The organism is Pseudomonas graminis (assembly GCF_004364335.1).
Lineage (GTDB): Bacteria > Pseudomonadota > Gammaproteobacteria > Pseudomonadales > Pseudomonadaceae > Aquipseudomonas > Aquipseudomonas graminis_D.
Map to the genome: position 1 here is coordinate 330,772 of NZ_SOCR01000005.1, position 17,494 is coordinate 348,265.

General features: G+C 59.2%; 15 protein-coding genes. 4 read left to right on the top strand and 11 right to left on the bottom strand.

Annotation, left to right across the window (positions count from 1 at the left end):
• Positions 1-12: 12 nt before the first annotated feature.
• The gene (locus EC919_RS11445; RefSeq protein ID WP_133773971.1) at positions 13-384 is read right to left on the bottom strand and encodes a hypothetical protein; all 372 of its coding nucleotides are present in this window, start codon (positions 382-384) and stop codon (positions 13-15) included.
• On the opposite strand from EC919_RS11445, the gene EC919_RS11450 reads away from it, so the two are divergent.
• The 4 genes from EC919_RS11450 to EC919_RS11465 all read left to right on the top strand — a co-directional run bounded on the left by EC919_RS11450 (position 385) and on the right by EC919_RS11465 (position 5,984).
• Positions 385-2,004, top strand: a complete 1,620-nt coding sequence (locus tag EC919_RS11450; RefSeq protein WP_133773973.1) for a glucan biosynthesis protein D — start codon at positions 385-387, stop codon at positions 2,002-2,004.
• Positions 2,005-2,461: 457 nt separating this feature from the next.
• The gene (locus EC919_RS11455) at positions 2,462-3,766 is read left to right on the top strand and encodes an O-antigen ligase family protein (protein WP_243842239.1); all 1,305 of its coding nucleotides are present in this window, start codon (positions 2,462-2,464) and stop codon (positions 3,764-3,766) included.
• A gap of 13 nt (positions 3,767-3,779) precedes the next feature.
• Positions 3,780-5,063: a hypothetical protein gene (locus EC919_RS11460; protein WP_243842240.1), complete on the top strand. Its 1,284-nt coding sequence runs from the start codon at positions 3,780-3,782 to the stop codon at positions 5,061-5,063.
• Positions 5,064-5,222: 159 nt separating this feature from the next.
• Positions 5,223-5,984 carry a substrate-binding periplasmic protein gene (locus EC919_RS11465; protein ID WP_166650526.1) on the top strand — a complete coding sequence of 254 codons (762 nt, stop codon included), beginning with the start codon at positions 5,223-5,225 and terminating at the stop codon, positions 5,982-5,984.
• Between the two features lie 440 nt (positions 5,985-6,424).
• Here the strand turns inward: EC919_RS11465 and EC919_RS27150 are convergent, their stop codons facing one another.
• The 10 genes from EC919_RS27150 to gcvA form a co-directional block, all read right to left on the bottom strand.
• On the bottom strand, positions 6,425-6,820 hold the full coding sequence (locus EC919_RS27150; RefSeq protein WP_166650527.1) for a hypothetical protein: 396 nt from the start codon (positions 6,818-6,820) through the stop codon (positions 6,425-6,427).
• A gap of 76 nt (positions 6,821-6,896) precedes the next feature.
• The gene (locus EC919_RS11475) at positions 6,897-8,708 is read right to left on the bottom strand and encodes an FAD/NAD(P)-binding protein (RefSeq protein WP_133773978.1); all 1,812 of its coding nucleotides are present in this window, start codon (positions 8,706-8,708) and stop codon (positions 6,897-6,899) included.
• Positions 8,699-9,706: a 2,3-diaminopropionate biosynthesis protein SbnB gene (gene sbnB / locus EC919_RS27650; protein WP_133773980.1), complete on the bottom strand. Its 1,008-nt coding sequence runs from the start codon at positions 9,704-9,706 to the stop codon at positions 8,699-8,701. The genes EC919_RS11475 and sbnB overlap by 10 nt, the downstream gene beginning before the upstream one ends.
• A complete protein-coding gene (sbnA, locus tag EC919_RS27655; protein ID WP_133773982.1) occupies positions 9,699-10,718 on the bottom strand; it encodes a 2,3-diaminopropionate biosynthesis protein SbnA in 1,020 nt (339 codons plus the stop codon). Before sbnA ends, sbnB begins: the two co-directional genes overlap by 8 nt.
• Positions 10,715-12,073, bottom strand: a complete 1,359-nt coding sequence (locus EC919_RS11490) for a SidA/IucD/PvdA family monooxygenase (protein WP_243842241.1) — start codon at positions 12,071-12,073, stop codon at positions 10,715-10,717. Before EC919_RS11490 ends, sbnA begins: the two co-directional genes overlap by 4 nt.
• 54 nt (positions 12,074-12,127) lie before the next feature.
• Entirely contained in the window at positions 12,128-13,075 is a 948-nt protein-coding gene (locus EC919_RS11495; RefSeq protein ID WP_133773984.1) for an ABC transporter substrate-binding protein, read from the bottom strand.
• Entirely contained in the window at positions 13,072-14,196 is a 1,125-nt protein-coding gene (locus EC919_RS11500; RefSeq protein ID WP_133773986.1) for an NAD(P)/FAD-dependent oxidoreductase, read from the bottom strand. Before EC919_RS11500 ends, EC919_RS11495 begins: the two co-directional genes overlap by 4 nt.
• A 20-nt stretch (positions 14,197-14,216) precedes the next feature.
• On the bottom strand, positions 14,217-15,725 hold the full coding sequence (locus tag EC919_RS11505; RefSeq protein ID WP_166650528.1) for a methionine--tRNA ligase: 1,509 nt from the start codon (positions 15,723-15,725) through the stop codon (positions 14,217-14,219).
• Entirely contained in the window at positions 15,725-16,168 is a 444-nt protein-coding gene (locus EC919_RS11510) for a cupin domain-containing protein (RefSeq protein WP_133773990.1), read from the bottom strand. Before EC919_RS11510 ends, EC919_RS11505 begins: the two co-directional genes overlap by 1 nt.
• 414 nt (positions 16,169-16,582) lie before the next feature.
• Entirely contained in the window at positions 16,583-17,491 is a 909-nt protein-coding gene (gcvA, locus tag EC919_RS11515) for a transcriptional regulator GcvA (protein ID WP_133773992.1), read from the bottom strand.
• Positions 17,492-17,494 lie beyond the last annotated feature (3 nt).

The following is a 17,494-nucleotide window of genomic DNA, read 5'->3' on the forward strand; positions in this document are numbered from 1 at the left end:
TCGTCTGATTATTCATTCGCGCAGCACTGGATGCGGGGTCAGACAGGCAGCAGACAGGTAGACATCGCCTGCCGTGGTATGGGCTGAAACCACCGACCATTTGGACGGCGCCTTCCTGGGTGAAGTCCGTTCTGCGAACCCGGGCTCCATGAGACCGGCTTTAGCCGGAATAGGCACGTTGAAGCCCTGAAGTGTGCGGCCAAAATTGGCCTCCCGAGCAACACGTTGAAGCAAGATCGGTTGTGCCCTGAAACGATTTTTTTCCCTTTGCGCGAACAAGATGCCGAGATTGTTATCTGTTTGTTGGTAATTTGCGTTCAGCAAGGATTGGGAAAGCGCACTTTTTTGTGCAGGAAGGCACAGCATCTTCAGAGGCTTCACCATATGAATCGCAGGAATCTCTTGAAAGCGTCCATGGCGCTGGCAGCCTATAGCGCGCTGCCCGCCTCAGGTCTTTACGCGGCACGCGCGCTGGCTGCGGCGGCCGATGGCGACATCGAACACTTCGACTTCAAGTCCTTGCAGGACAACGCCAAACAGATGGCCGGCAAGCCTTACGTCAGCACCAAGCAGAACCTGCCGCCTACCCTGGCGAACATGACGCCTCAGCAGTTCAACGCGATCAAGTACGACGCCGGTCACTCACTGTGGAACGACGTGAAGGGCCAGCTGGACGTGCATTTCTTCCACGTCGGCGCAGGATTCAAAACGCCGGTGCGCATGTACAGCGTCGACCCGGCGACCCAACAGGCGCGCGAGGTGCATTTCCGCCCTGAGCTGTTCAACTATGAAGCCAGTCGCATCGACCAGAGTCAGCTCAAGGGCGACCTGGGCTTTGCCGGATTCAAGCTGTTCAAAGCTCCCGAGATCGCCATCAACGACATTCTGTCGTTCCTCGGCGCCAGCTATTTCCGCGCCATCGACAGCAACAAGCAATACGGGCTTTCCGCCCGGGGTCTGGCGATCGACACCTACGCCCATAGCCCAGAGGAATTCCCTGACTTCACGCAATTCTGGTTCGAAAAGCCAACCAAAGACGCCACGCGCTTTGTGGTCTATGCGTTGCTGGACTCCCCCAGCGCAACCGGTGCGTACCGCTTTGACATCGACTGCCAGGCTGACCGCGTGGTGATGGACATTGACGCGCACATCAATGCGCGGGCCGACATCGAGCAGTTGGGCATTGCGACCATGACCAGCATGTTCAGCTGCGGCACCCATGAACGTCGCATGTGCGACACCCTTCATCCGGAAATCCACGACTCCGACCGGCTGGCCATGTGGCGCGGCAACGGCGAATGGATCTGCCGTCCGCTCAACAACCCGGCCAAGATCCAGTTCAACGCCTTCGCCGACAAGGACCCGAAAGGCTTTGGCCTGGTGCAGACCGACCACGACTTCAAGACCTACCAGGACACCGTGGACTGGTACCACCGCAGGCCGAGCCTGTGGGTCGAGCCGACGACGGCATGGGGCGAGGGCTCAATCGATCTGCTGGAACTCCCGACCACGGGCGAAACCCTGGATAACATCGTTGCGTTCTGGAACCCGAAAGTGCCAGTCAAGGCCGGCATGTCGATGAACTACGGCTATAAGCTTTACTGGAGCCCGCTGCCCCCGGTCAGCACGCCGCTGGCGCAAGTGCACGCGACGCGTTCAGGCATGGGCGGTTTCATCGAAGGCTGGGCACCGGGCGAGCACTACCCTGAAGTCTGGGCGCGGCGTTTTGCCGTGGACTTCAACGGCGGCGGGCTGGACCGGTTGCCGGAAGGCTCGGGCATCGAGCCGGTGGTCACCGTGTCCCACGGCAAAGTGCAGGATTTCAATGTGCTGGTGCTGCCGGACATCAAGGGGTTCCGCGTGACGTTCGATTGGTACCCGACCAGCGACTCCGTGGAGCCGGTAGAAATGCGCATGTTCATCAAAACCGGCGATCGCACGCTGAGTGAGACCTGGCTGTACCAGTACTTTCCGCCCGCACCGGACAAGCGCCGCTACACCTGAGCTTGATCAGCTGACAGCGTTGCGGGATTCAAGCTCGCTCGCGGGATGGCGTATTCGCCGCTGATTATTCAGCGGCGAATACGCTGCACTTGTAACGAAAATGAGCCATAGAAAGTCGCCAGGCAACCCGGATTTCTCCTCTTTTTACCAGCGTCAATTTTCTATCCGCTATTAAAATCAAAGACTTATGAATTGCGATATTTAGCCATCACTAAATATGTCCGTAAATTTGACTAATTGATTGACAGCCCTGCCATCTGCGGCTGATATACCCCTGTCGCGCCGCTCGCGAGGGGACCGAAACGCCCTTCTCCTCCCTCGCCGTGACCAACCTGAATCATCGCAATTGCACGCCATCTGCGGCCATCGCCGCTCGGGTGGCCGGTAGCTTTTTCTGCATGGCAGTCTGCGCGCGTTAACACTTATCACACGTACAAATGCTCCCGAGGGGCTGCACATGATGTCGACTTCCCCCGTTTACGTTGAAAAACCTTCTTCGCTTTCATTCAATAAATCCACCGCAATCGCGCTGGTTGCGATCAGCCTGATGCTGGTCGAGACCTTCAACGGGGCGCTGCGTTTCTATCTGGATCAGGCAGGGATTTCCGTATTGCTCTACGCACCGAAGATCGCGTGTCTGCTGTTCTTCGCACTTGAACTGCGCAGTTTCAGGGCCGGGCCGGGCGTCTGGCTGAGCCTGCTGGTGCTGTTGCTGTCGGCAGGATGGGCAGCGCTGAATGGCGCCCAGGCCGGGAATTTCGCATTCGCGTTGTACGGGATCAGTCCGCTGCTTTTCGGGATTGCCTGCGGCGACCAGATCATTCGCCACAAGCGCCTGTTCATGTGGGCGATTGCCTTCTGCCTGCTGGCTTCGCTGGGCGGTATCGCCCTCGACCGGTATGTCAGCCTGCCTTGGAAGGGCTACAGCTATACCGTCGGCGGTACCGAGCTGAGCGCCAACACGGCATGGACCTCCGAAGACATGGACCGCCCGGCGGGTTTTGCGCGAATTTCCAGCTCACTGGCCATTATCATCTCGGTTCTCAGCCTGTACCTGATGGCGACTCTGCGCTCGAAATTGCTGGGTTTGACGGTCTGCGTGATCGGCTTCGCCGGGGTGATATTGACCACCAGTAAAGCGCCTGCACTGGCGTTCATCGGCGGAACCGGTCTGCTCTTGATGATGCGGTTTCGCTGGACGGCCCGGGCGACCATCCTTGTCGCGGTCGTACTCGGTATGTCGCTGCCCTTCGTGGCGATGATGACCGACTTCGATCCCAACAAGATCTCGGCCACCAGTTCGCTCGCGTCCATCTACGACCGGCTCATCAACACCTGGCCCAACGTCATTCGGACGCTGATGGACGATGATCGAACGTTCACCGGTGTGGGCTTCGGCCTGGTTGGCAGCGCCGTGGCCGCTTTCCCGGTTCCCGGCGCTGACATCTTCATGGTGTCCGACAGCACCGTGGTTTACCTGTGGGCAACGTTTGGTCTGGCCGGGCTGTTTCTTTACGCCCTGCACATCCCGTTGTTTTTCATCCTGGCCGACAGTGCCAGCCGTTACGGCCAGGCGTTGCTGGTGACAGGTTTCTGCATCTGCATTGTTAGCTGGACGACCGATACGCTGGAAGTTACCCTCGCGAACATGTTCTTGGGCATGGCAATCGGCCATGCGCTGGTCATGAAATCGCGGGGCAAGCTACGGGACCCAAAGCCCCATGAGTTGCCCACGTGGAACGGCCTGCCGGGCCTGAGTTGACCGAGGCAATCCCATGAGCTTTCGCAGCATCGGCTTAAGCGGCCTGGCACTGATGGCCGCCCTGTGCGCAGCCAATGTCGCCGTGGCCGAGCCTTTTATTGTCGGCGCTGCCACCCATTCGATGAATAACACCGGGCAACCGCTGCGCAGCCTTCAGATGGCGAGCGAGGCTGGCGTCACGTCCATTCGCGATGACGCTTTCTGGTCTACTGTCGAACCTGTGCGAGGCCAGATGCAGATCATTGCGCCGTGGCGCGCATGGCTGAGCACCGCCAAGGCACTGAACCTCGCCCCGATGGTTATTCTTGGCTACGGAAGCTCGTATCAGGGCGGCGCGAAGCCGCGCATACCTGCGGTCAAGATTCCGTACCTGAAATACGTGGACTACCTCACCCGCCAGTTGGGCAGTCCGGTCAGGTTCTATGAGGTCTGGAACGAGTGGGACCTGGACGGCCCGACCGATCCGCGCCTGAGCAATGACTACGTCGCGCTAGTCCGTGACGCAGCACCGATCGTTCGCAAGAACAATCCCCAGGCGCTGGTACTCGCTGGCGCCGTAACGACCATGGGCATCAAGAGTGGTTTCGTCGACCGTATCCTGGCTGCAGGGGTGATGAAGTACGCCGATGGCATCTCCCTGCATCCATACGTGCACTGCGAAGGCAGCTACCGCAACACACCGGAAAGCTGGATCGGCTGGATGCGTGATCTAGACCGTCGAATCAGCGCCAAGGTCGGGAGGCCGGTGCCTTTGTATCTGACCGAGATGAGCTGGCCGAGCCACAATGGCAACTGCGGGGTCAGCGCCGAGCGCCAGTCTGCGTACCTGGCGCGTGCGTACTTCCTCATCCGTACGCTGCCGAACGTCAAAGGCATGTGGTGGTATGACCTGATCAACGATGGCACCAACCGCACCGAGCAGGAGCACAACTTCGGCCTGCTCGATGCCGACCTTCGCGCTAAACCGGCCTATTCGGTGCTCAAGGCCATCAGCCCTTACCTGCCTGAGTTCACCTACGAGCCGACCAACAGCTTGCAGTCCGACGGTGTTTTCCAACTGGCATTCAGCAAAGGCCGCGAGCGCATTATGGTGGCGTGGGTCAGCGGTCGCGAACACGAAGTCAGCATCAGCGCCCCCGCCATGAAAAACAAACCGGTGCGCATCCTCGACACGCAAACGCCGGACAAAGGCATGACAGACTCTGCACAGCAGTGGGTGTGCGATGGTCAGCGCTGCTCGGCCCGGCTGACACTGACGGAGTTTCCGAAAATCATTCGTCTAAGTCCTGACGCCTGACCCGCGACGCCTGGCGACCGCACCTGTGCAAGCCCGCCTGACTCTGTCAGCGCGGGTTTTTTTATGTGCTGCGGATACAGATGCTGGCAATACGACATTTACTGGACATGTCTTGCTGCTACTTTACGACCTTGGGCAGACACGCTGCCGGGGGAACGTATGGGGCTTCGAGGAAGATTCATCGTTGGCTGTTTGCTCGGGCTGCTCATGCTGCCAGCAGTGGCTGAGCCGTACGTCGCAGGCGGGGCTCAGTGGAAGCCTTATGCCTACGAGGACAAGAACGGCCACCTGGCGGGGATCTCCATTGAGATCGCACGACGCGTGATGAAGCTGGCCAGCCTGGACGTTACCTTCGTCACCTACCCCGTCAACCGCCTCCAGTCGATGCTGCGCAAGGGCGAGATCGATATCAACTACGCTGACGCGCTGATCTGGAACAGCCCCGAGGAGCAGCGTCGATACGTGTTCTCCAAGCCTTATTCCACGGTCAAGGAGCACCTGTACTTTCTGGCCGACCACCCTGCGCGCCGCCAGACCATCGCACAATTGGAGCACCTGACCATCGGCATGGTTCGGGGCTATAACTACTGGGCCCTGGACCCGGCCATCGAGAAGCGCCGCCTGACCCGACTGGAAACCTCCAGGGACGAAGCGCTGATCAAGCTGCTCCAGAGCAAACGCGTCGACGCCATTGCCATGGTCGACGACATCTTTGATGAGCTGATTTCAAGCAATGACCTTGACCCCGGCCAGTTCGTCCAGGGCGCACGACTCAGCGAAGCGCCGCTGGTGTTCAAGCTGCAGCCGCAATACGCATCGTGGTTGCCGCGCATCAACAGTGCGATCGACAGCCTGACCAAGACGGGCGAGCTGGAGCGCATTCGACGCAAGTATTTGCCGGGGACGCAGGTGGCGAAGTGACAACAGGCGGTTCATTGAGTCAGCAATTTGTAACCGCGGAACAGGAGGCCGCGCGCATCCCGGACCTGGGAAGTACAATGCCGACCTAAAAAAAAACCCCACCGAGAGGTGGGGTTCTTATTACTTCGTCTGTCCTCGGGGGGAGGTGCATGCACCCGCGTATCCCGTGGCTAGTGAAAAAACTATATGGACATAGGTTTATCAAGTCAATGCAAAAAAACTGTCCAGTTTCGACCGCCCTGTCATCGGTCCGGATGGCCACTTATCGAAGTGCGGCTGCTGTGGCCGGGTTCGGCGCTGAAGAGACCTTGGCGCTTTACGCTTGGAACGCTCGCGTATCAGGCGCCCTGCTCACACCCCTACATATATGCGAAGTCGTTGTTCGCAACGCCGTTGCTGACGCATTAGAGCTAATTCACGGACCCTCCTGGCCTTGGAATTCAGGCTTCGAGCGCAGCCTCCCTCGGTGCGCAGGACCCGGCTATGACCCGCTGACAGACCTGCAGCGCCTTAAGTCGAAGCGCAACACTACGGGCCAGATTGTCGCCGAACTGAAATTCATATTCTGGGAGAAAATGTTTACTAGCAGACATGACGATCGAATATGGAACTCGTGCCTTACCCAAGTTTTTCCCAACCTGGAGCCCGCCAATACGACCGCAGAGAACCGCAAGAAGATATTTGAAAATTTGAACAACGTGCGACTGCTCAGAAACCGCATTGCCCACCACGAACCTATTTTCAGTCGAGATCTCCAAGCCGACTTCTGCATCATCATCGGGCTGGTAGAAGCACGGTGCAGAGCATCCGCCTCGTGGATGTTGAAGCAGCAGCATGCTCTAGAGGTCATCGCCACCAAACCTTTCTAGGCGTTTCTCATGCGCGAATGCGGCAGAGCGCCGAAAATAACCTCTAAACCGTCGACTTGACCTCAACATTCAACCCCAACATCTCGCGGGCGATCCGGTCGGCATCGACGAAGGCGCGCGAATAGCTGCCCGAGGACGGGACGTAGTGGTTGTAATAAGTGGAGCCTTCGACAAGAGGGCCGGTTATCCACAGATTGGGTTGCGCTCGGCCTTCGCTGTCGACAAGCACGCCCTCTCCATCGTCATTCAGGCTGTGGATAATTCCGTTTTTCTTGAGCGAGCGGATGATTGCAGGCAGCGACGAAATGTTACAGGCATTGCTGACATGTGCCTTGATGACCCTTTGCAGGGGATTCAAACACGCCGCATGATGATTCATAAGAACCAGTTTGGTCGGCGCGCCGTCAGCCCTGTGGATAACTTGAGAGTGATGCACCCAGTGGACGATTCCCGCATCGGCCAGGGCCAACAGTTCCTGATGACGCTCCTTCTGCGGCCCGGCGACCATTCGATTGACGTGGGGCGCGTATGCTTCGAAGAAGATACGGTTTGAATCAGTGGTTAGTCCCCGGTTATCCACAACGCGGCGGAGCTGTTCACGACAACTTCTCCACACTTCGATCGCAGCTTTGATCGGACTCGAATCAAGCCCCAGTAGACTCTGCTCGATATCGCGGGCGATGAATGCGCGCATGGCCTGAGGATAATCACTAGCGTCCATGGTCGACTTGCGCGGGTTATGCACACCCTCATCCAAAGCCAACACCTGGAAACGCACGGCCATTTCCGCCGCCACGCTCTCAAGCCGGCCCATGTAATGGGCGCGCGCAATCTCTGCTTTGATCTTTAGTGCCGATTCGCCTTTTTGGGACGCAATCATCCCGAAGTATTCCGCGAGCATTTCAGCTTTGATCAACGGAAGGACCTGCTGCTCGAAATCCAGGCCGTCAGGGTTTTCCGCACGCAGACTCGCCACGGCCGGCAATGTGAAAATAAACGCAGCGTTCGAGGTCCGATGGGGCGCGATGTCCGGCCGGGTGCGGTACGGCAGACCACTGCGGGAGAACATATAGATAGTCGGTTCCCTTCCGCCCGGCACATAGCGCAACCCGTCCGCCACTTCGCGAAACTGGCCTCCGCGCCCGACCGTTAGACTCGCGACAACATCCATCGCAGTCAGGCCCAGCCCTTCGATCCCAACCGCTCCTGTGGATAACTCGGTATCGAGCGATTCGTGCTGTGAATACGCGACGGATGTTGGGTGCAGCCATCCGTTCGAACGCTGCACCGGCTGCGCGTGACCAACGGCAATTGCCAGCCAATCCACTGCACAACTCAACTCACCTGTGGACAGAATAAACTGGCCCATGTCGGTGTGTTCAATGTTATCCACAGCGTGAGAATGATGAATGACGCTCACGTTTTTCGGCAAACTGAGCGTCACCTGTTCATAAGTCCACGCCAGATACTCCCCCAGCCAAGGGCGCGGTAGGAACTCATTGGGCTGCACGCTGCGTTCCGCCGATTTAAAACGCAGGCACCATTCGTAAAAGCTTGGCCCTTGCCGTCCCACGTGTCCGTCGAGGGCGGGCGTGTCCGGAAACATCGAAATCTGCGAAGCGACGGTGTTGAGCATCAGGTATTCAGGCTGGTCGACGGCGTGCAAGCCTGGCCCCGGGGATTGGGGGTCGAATACGTTTACTTCAATGCGCCGGGCCGTGTTGACCCCTAGCGCACAGATACGCTCCAGCACCGTCAGCCCGCGTGAGCCACAACCGACAATTCCGATCCTGATAGCGGGTTTTTCCAGACCTGGGGATAACTTTTCGCCCGGCAGTGCTGTGCTCAGTTCCATCTCAGGGTTTCTCCGAAGAACGAGTCAATGGCGATGCCACGGGACTCTGCCAGCGCGGTATCAACGATGAATTTGCTAAGCGCCAGGTCCAGCACGCCCAGGCCGAACGGCGAGAAGATCGAGGGCTTCGCGGGGTCTAGCTCGACCTCGCCACGGATGAGGCCGGCCAGCGTGCCGTTCATGAAAGCGCGGCCGCTAGTTAACTGCTCGGCCAGGTGCGGCGATGTGTTGGCTTTCATGCAGTGCTCAATATCGTCGCAAAGATTGTTGGCCTCCAATAGCAGCTGTGGGGCGATGTCCCGCAACGAGATGTTCAACACGACCTGCCCGGCGCGAAACCCCATTGGCGGTTTGACGTACGGCTCGCCGGCCGTGGTGGCGAAGATCACCAACTCGGCTGCCAGCGCTTGCTCCAGCGAGCCCGTCCGTGCTGTGCATAAGTCAGCGCTTTCGATAAAGACAGTCAAAGCGTCCGCAGACGCATCGTCGAAATCGTGCACGACGGCGTGGCCGATGTCCCATCCCTCGACGCTGAGCATTCGCGCGATGTTGCGGGCAATCACACCTGCGCCGATAAATCCTGCTGACGCAGCTTTACGTGACTGACCCTTGAGCCAGTAAGCCCCTGACACCGCCGAAGCGGCCGTTCTTACTGCGCTGATCTGTGCGCCTTCAAGGCAGGCGTAGGGATAGCCGGTCTCGCAGTCATTGAGGATCACCACTGCCGACGCTCTCGGTTTTTGCTGCGCGACATTGCCGGGAAAACTGGAGATCCACTTGATTCCCGCCACGGCGTCCTCTCCCTCCAGGGCCGCCGGCAGCGCGATGATCCGGTTGGCGGGCTGTTGAGGGAAACGCAGAAAGTAGCTGTCCGGATTGAGGGTCTGGCCGTCATGGTGCTGCAGATACACCTGCTCGATGCGTCGCACCATGTCACGGGCGTGGCTGTCGAGAATGTCTTTGATCACAGCGCCGGGGATCACGTGAAAGTCAGACATTCAGCGCTTCTCCTTCAAAGGTGTGGACGTACTGCTTCAAATACCGGGTGATCGGCTGCGAGCTGAGCGCCGTCAGCTCGGCACGCCCGAACTTCTGCATGACCCACTCGTCGTTGTAGATGGTCTCAAGATAACGCTCGCCGGCGTCCGGCGAGATCGCAACGACAACGGCGTCTTTGGGTATTCCCAGCGAGGGCGCTGCCAACCCGGCCACCACCGTCCCGGTGGAACCGCCGGCCAGCACGCCATTGGACTTCGCCAACCAGCGACACATGGCCACGGTGGCGCGCTCATCCACCACTTGCTGCTTGTGCAAGTGATGGGCACGGAATATCGGCGGCATCTGGCTGGAGCCGAGTCCCGGAATGAACCGCGGGCCGGGGGCCTGACCGAAAGTCACTGAGCCCGCGCTGTCCACCGCGATGATCTTGGTGCGCGGCGAATGCTTGCGGAAATACTGCACGCAGCCCATCAAGGTGCCGGTGGTGCCGGCGCCGACCACCAGATAGTCCAACGCCGGAAAGGCGATATGAATCGACCGCGCCGTGGTGTGTTCATGGGTCTTGGCGTTAGCCGGGTTGCTGTATTGGTTGAGCCATAGATGACGGGGATCACGGGCCACGGCATCGCGGATGTAACGGATGCGCGTGCCGAGATAACCGTCGTTGTCATCGCGCTCGGTGACGATGACGATCTGTGCGCCGAATGCCTCCATCATCTTGATGTTGTGCAGGTTGGTATTGGGGTCAACAACACAGCAGAACTTATAGCCGCGCTCGGCACAAATCATCGCCAGCGCCACCCCGAGATTTCCCGACGAGGACTCGATCAGCACCGTGTCCTTGTGGATAAGTCGACGCTCAGCACAGGAGTCGATCAGGCCGATGGCCGTCTTCATCTTGATCGAGCCCGCAGGGTTGCAGGACTCAAGCTTCAGATGCAGGTTTTCAAAACCCAGCCCTTTTACCCTGACGAAGTTCGAATCGCCGACGATGTGGGAAATAAAATTCATGGCCGTGCCTCGACGGGCGCGGGCCGGGAGTGGCTCGGCAGGGTCACCACCGGCGCACGCTGCCGGGGCTGGGTCGCCAGCAGCGCATGGGTCAGGTGCTGCGCCCGTACGGCAACCATGGAAAACGACTGGGCGTCGCTGATGCCGTGGGTTTTTTCCGACGTGCCGTTAGCCAAAATCTGTACGCCTTCGCTGTGCTGCAGGGCGACGCGGTAATGCCGGTCGACCGCAAGCGTGCCGTCCTCGTCGCGCACCAGCCAGGGCTGCAGCAGGGTCAGCAGCGGCGGCACTGCAAGCTGCTCGTAGCCAGTGCCCAAGACAATGCCGTCGACGTAGAGCACGGTTTCAACACCGGTATTGCTGTCACGTAGCACCACCGAATAGGCATCGCCCACTTTTTCCACCGAGGCCACTTCGGACCACGCATGCAGGTTCAGACGTCGGTGGCCGGTGACCTCGCCTTCGTACAGGAAGGAGTAAAGCGCCTGACTCTCGTCGACGTCGATGCCTGCGTAATTGGTCGAACGGATCTCTTCGAATACGCGATTGCGTCTGCCGGGCTCAAGGTCGTGGAAGTAGTCGATGTGCTCTGGCAGGAAGGCCATGTTGGGAAACTGACCCAACTGCCCCACCTTGAAACCCACACCGCGGTGCACCGAATGCACCTGCGTGGTGGGCGCGGCGCCGAGCAGGTGCGTTACCGCCTCCCCCGCGCTTTGACCCGAGCCCAGCACTAGCCAGCGCTGCGCGATAGGACCACCGCCAAGGTGGATGTTTTTCAGGTACTGAGATGTGTGGAAGACACGGCCGCCGAGATGCGGGCTGAACGCGTTCGGGATCCGGGGCAGGCTGCCGTGGGAAAGCACCAACCGTTTGGTGCGATAAGTGCCCTTCGCAGTAACGACATCAACGCCCTTCAGGATGCCCTTTTCCGCCACCGGCAACACGTCGAGTACGCCTTCGTCGTAGGCAACGTAATCCTTGAGTTGCGCAGCGACCCAGGCGATGTAGTCGGACCATTCCACCCGGCTGGCCGGACGCCCGAGCAACCCGAACGTGTGCAGCCGACCCTTTTCCTTCAGGTACATGGCGAAGGAGAAGCGACTGCGCGGATTACGCGGCGTCACCAAGTCTCGAAAGACATGGTGGTTGATGTCGGTGCCCGCCAAGAGAAACGCGCCATGCCAGGTCGAATCACGCCCTTTTTCGAAGAAGCGAACGCGCTGGAAAGGCTTGCGGCCGTTGTCTTCCGCCTCATCCTCCAGCGCACAGGCCAGTGCGATACCGGCCGGGCCGAAGCCGACAGAGATGACGTCCAGCATTTCACGCACACTTTCGATTTCATACTGAGTCATGGTCTTTCTTCCTGAAAGTTGCAAAAGAGGTGGCAAGCGTTTGGGCAGGCCGCTTCAACACAGCAGACGTCGTTCATGGGCGTGCTCGTCGGTGTAAACCCACAGCGAAACCCGGGCGTGATCGTTCTCCCCGTCGCGGAAACTGACAGGACCGGCCGGGGTGGCAAATTGATCAAAACGCAGCGCGTCCATCAGTCCGCGCTGATCAGCGGCGGCTCGGTCAACCAATCCAAATGCCGCAAGTGTCTCGACGGCATAAACCGGTGCCTGTTCGGCGTAGATCTGTTGATAAATCGCATTAAATGACTGCGCCTCGGCCAGATCTCCCGCAATGGGAAAGCTGATGACGTACACCGTGCCGGTTTGCGCCATCCCTTCCACCAGCGCAGGAGACGCGGCGTCGTCGGTGAATAAGATCGGCAATCCACAGCCGGCCGCACGGTTATCCACAAGGAATTGCCGGCTGGCTTTCAACCGCCCGCAAAACACCACGGCGTCGGCGTTATTCACATCGTCCACCAGCTCGACTGTGGATAACTGCGCGGCTTCTTGCAGTTCATGCATCTGCTGGCGCCCGTGCAGGCTCGGGTCAGCGAACACAGCGAGCCGGTGCAGGCCTTCAGATTCAGCAACTTCGATAAGGCGCGTGGCCAGGAGTCGGTCAGACGCACAGATCCGGAACGTGGTGTCACCACTTCGGGTCAACGCTGCGCAGGTAGACGCGGGCAGGATCAGCGGAATCCCGGCCTGTGCATAACGTTCCACCGCTGCGGCGGCAGAGTCGGACGCGAAGTGCCCAATCACAGCATCCACCTTCGCGTCGATGAAATGTCTTGCCGCCGCACGGCCACCCTCCGCGCTCGCGCCGTCATCAAAGTAGAAGTGGCGCGCGCGGCGCACATGGGGAAACAGATGACTGGACAGGTACACGCTGCGCAAGAAACCGCGCGCGTGCAGTGTGGTGCCGACGTCGAGTGCCGCGCAGATACCCAGGCGCATCATGACAGGGTCACCTCGGCAAACCGCGAAGGGCGGAACGCGTCCATGACCGACCTGTACGCCGCATCCATCATCACGCCGGACATCAACCCGCCCAGCTCGAGCGCCAGCAATTCGGCAACATTGGGGGCCATCTTGAAGCCGATGCCGCAAAACCCTGAGGCCAGAAACACGTGGCTTTTGGCGCTGGTGCGACCGATCAGCGGGCGACCGTCTTCGGTATACGCATCCCAGCCAACCTGTGTGACCACCGGCAAACTGTGGTGCTGGTCATAGCCGAGACGACAGACACGGTCCATGACGTCTTGCTCGTTATCCAGCGGCGCCATGTTCAGCTGATCCGCATGTTCTGCGCGCTGGCGCCGGTGGCCGCCCACTTGCACAAGATTGCGTCCCAGCGGCAGCAGGTAGGTATTCAGATGGTGAGCAATGATCGGCATGCTCGGAGCCTGGTCGCAGCCGAAGCGCGTGAACGGAATCGTCCGCGCATGCACCGCATTGTGTGGCCTGGGTAACGGGCCGCTGGCGCCACAGGCATCGACGACCCACGTCGCTTCCAGGCACAGCTTGCCAGCATGAACCTGAATATAGCCGTCCAGTTCGACGCAACGGTCAACGGCCAGGTGATCGAGGTAGGTCGCTTTTTCACTGACGTAGCGGCACAGATTCGAAACTGCGACACGGGCGTCAACCGTCCCGCCACTGCGTTCGATGAGCAGGCATTCGCCGGCGCAAAACGGCGAGAAACGCCCGTTATCCAGCGCATCGACAGAGGCGTGCAGCTCAATGCTCTCGGACCCTTCGCTGTCCACCGCTTCCAGGTATTGCCCACATACTTCAGCGCTGGCGATGTAAGCGACGCCACTGCGATTCAATGCGCTTTCGTAGAGGGCGTGGACGATGCCTGGATTGCCGAAAAGTGATCCGCGGCGAGTCAAGGGACGCAGCGCGGGATCCAGCTCCAGACCGCGAACGATGCCGCCCGTGTCCCGCGTTGCGCCCTGGGCGCCAGCGATGCCTTTCTCCATCAGCGCCACATCAAGGCCGCTTTCAACCAGCGCCGCTGCGATCGAAGCGCCCATGATGCCGGCTCCGATCACGATCACATCAAATGAAGTTTTCATCGTCGTCGCGCGCCTCTCGGTCAGATTTCGTACTCGACCGCACTGACATACACCAGCTGTTGCAGGACTTCGTTTTCAGTGAAGCGGCAGTAGCGCAGGATCTGTTTCGCCAGGTCCGGGAACACCGGCGCGCCGATGGCACCGATGAGCGCCATGTACGGCAGAATCCGCTTGCCGAGGGTCTGGCGATCACGGGCGGCGTTGATGATGTCCGACAGCAATACCGCGAGCCCCTTCATGCTGAAGTGATCCACCGAAGTGGCTTCGAACCAGCGCGCTACCAAAATCTTGAGGGCCGCTGCGTCCGCCGCACTGACTTTCAGGCTGTCGCCTTCGACCCGCTCGCGCTCGGCCTGGGCGGCCAGCTTCACCAGCACTTCGTTGAAGGTTTGCTCACGCCAGGCGGAGAACTTCTCGACATCGAAATCATCGGTGTCCTGCTCCGGCGCGATCAGTGCCAGATAGAAGCGCGCGCTGTCGGTGCAGGCCTCTGCCACCAAGTCCCGCGCCCAGATAGCATAGTTGCGGCTGGTGGAAAGGTTCTTGCCGTTCAAGGTCAGGAACTGGTTGGTGTAGAAGGTCTGGCGCATGCGATAGCCGTGCATGGTCTGCAGTAGAGACGGGTAAACCATCATGTGACTGAAGGCGCAGTCGTAACCCATGAAATGCACCAGCCGGCCTTTGCCGGAGCGGCAGTATTCGTCGTACTCCCATGGCGCAAGCTTGTGTTCGTTCAAGTATTCGCGAAAGGCCGCCAGGTAACCGGACAGCCCCATGACCCAGGTGTGTATGCGCCGGCTGCCATCCGGCTTGAGATCCAGCCCGCCGTCCTGGGGTCGGGTAATGCCCCAATCCACCGGACCGATTTCGAATTCCTCCTCCAGGAAACGGCGGATGAAAGGCCGCAGCGGCGCATGTTCGAACGTGCTTTTGAGGTGGTTGCGGAAGTTCGACAGGGCCAGAAATTCGCGCTCTATTGGCCGCCAGATCATGGGGGCCGCGCATAACTTGCAGCGGAAGTTGGTCATCTTCGAGGCATTGGGGGTATGGGCGCATTCTTCGCACTGGCTGGCATCCGAGTCCGAGCCACAGTGATCGCAGTTACCCCGCCCGAAGGCTTCGTAGCCCCACTTGTCACAGTGTTCGCAATACGGTTCCTGGCTGACCTTTTTGTAAATGGCACCCGCCTTCACCGCGTACTCATACATCTCCTCCACGGCGTTCTTGAAGTAGCTGTTGCCGTACGGGCGCATCCAGAAATCCACCTGGATGCCCATCTTCTTCAGCGTGTCGTTGATTTTGTCGGTGTTCTCCAGCGCCAGCGTTTGAGGCGCACGGTCCAGTTCGATACCTCGACGCAGCATGTAGGACTGATAGTCATCGGAGTATGAGACGAGGGTGCAATCGTGGCCGCGTTGGCGTTGAGCGCGGGTGTAGATGTCTGCGGCGAGAAAAGGGCCTGCCATATGACCAATGTGCAAATCACCATTAGGCGTCGGCGGCGTGATCGTAACGAGTAACTTACCCATCATGACGCCCTCTGATCGGACACGTCATGAACCGTCGCCCGCTGCAGAGCAAACTCATTGGCGGCCATCGCCTGCTGGGCATCTTCATCGAGAAAGCGGTTGGCGGAATCGCGATCCCACCACACGACGTAGAAATGGAAGTCTTCGTCCGTGTCGTTGAACACATAGTGATCGGTGTGTTTGGGAATGGCGGCGATGTCACCCATTGTGAACGGGTACGTCTGATCTCCCACAACCAGCTGGGCGGTGCCTTTGATGCCGATAAAGAATTCCTGGTCTATCTGCGTGTGCGACAAGGATTTGGTGTGGGGTCGCACGACGCACCAGCCACTACCAATAGGCGTCGGATAGCCGTTCCACGGCAGTAACCTCGCGCCATCCAGGTCATATTCATGAACCAGTTTGTCCCACTTCATAGGGCGAAAAATATCGAAATCAGTCATGAGGTTTTCCTTCAGCCAGAGCATCCTGCTCGCTGTTTTGTCGGCGCCAGACTGAGCTGACGGGCACGTGCCTGTTAAGGAATAAACTGAAGAAAAGTGCGCGAGGGGGCAAACTAGAAATCCGCAATCAGCGGTTAAGTTTGACTTAACAGTGCTTGGCTTAATTATCTTACTAATCAGTAAGTTGACCGGTTTTACCGGCGTGGGTGTATCACCTACGGACACTGAAGCAGGACTTAACTGCCCTGATAAATAACCAACACTTCATGGCACCGCAGAAATTGAAGGTGTACGCACCGACCTCTTCCCGGCTAAAGCCAGCCCTACTGACACGCCGCCTACTCTCTGTAGACCCGCTTTACCCGGGAAAACGTCAGTGGTCACAACGCAGAATCGAGGGTGGATGAACGCGAACTATCGCGTGGTGAATTCACGCTGACTGGCGTTGGCCTGGGACACCAGCCAGTCACGAAACTGTTTGCTGGATTTGGGAAGGATGGCCGTCTCGTCATACACCAGGTAATAGGCAATCGGCGTGTCGATCGTCGCGCGAAACGGCACGACCAGACGGCCGGACGCCAGCTCTTCCCGAATCAGCGAACGACGCACCAGCGCAATGCCCATTCCCGCCAGCGCTGCCTCAATGACCCCGTTGGAATCCACGAACACCGAGCCTTTGTGCACCGCAGCCTCGCCGTCTTCGATACCCACTGCACGGAGCCATAACGCCCAGTCTTCGCGGTGTTCGTCGTGCAAGAGGTTGTAGCTTTTCAGGTCAATGGGCGACGACAGATACCGGGAATCCGGCAGCAATGAAGGGCTGCAGACAGGCTGCAGTCGGTCGTTGATCAGCATCTCCACTTCCAGACCGGGGTAACGCCCCAGGCCATGGCGTACGGCGAAGTCGACACCGTCGCCGAGCAAATCAACCAGCCGATTGGTGGTGCTGATCAGCACCTCGATGCCGGGGCAGATGGCCTGGAAATCAGGCAAGCGGGGCAACAGCCATTGCATCGCAAAGCCGCTGGTGCAGCTGACAGTGATTGTATTGGGGCCGTTGTCGCTCATCAGACGTTGGGTGGCGTCGGATATCTGCCCGAGCGCGGGACGAATGGCCCGCAGATAGATCTTGCCCTCGGCAGTCAGCTCCAGGCGCTTGGTGTTGCGGATGAACAGCGTGACGCCAACGGCTTTTTCGAGCTTGGCGATCTGTTGACTGATGGCCGCAGGGGTTACGAACAGCTCACCGGCCGCGCCTTTCATGCTGGCGTGGCGCCCCGTCGCTTCAAAACATAACAGCGCGTGCAGGGGCGGGAATTTCATGCC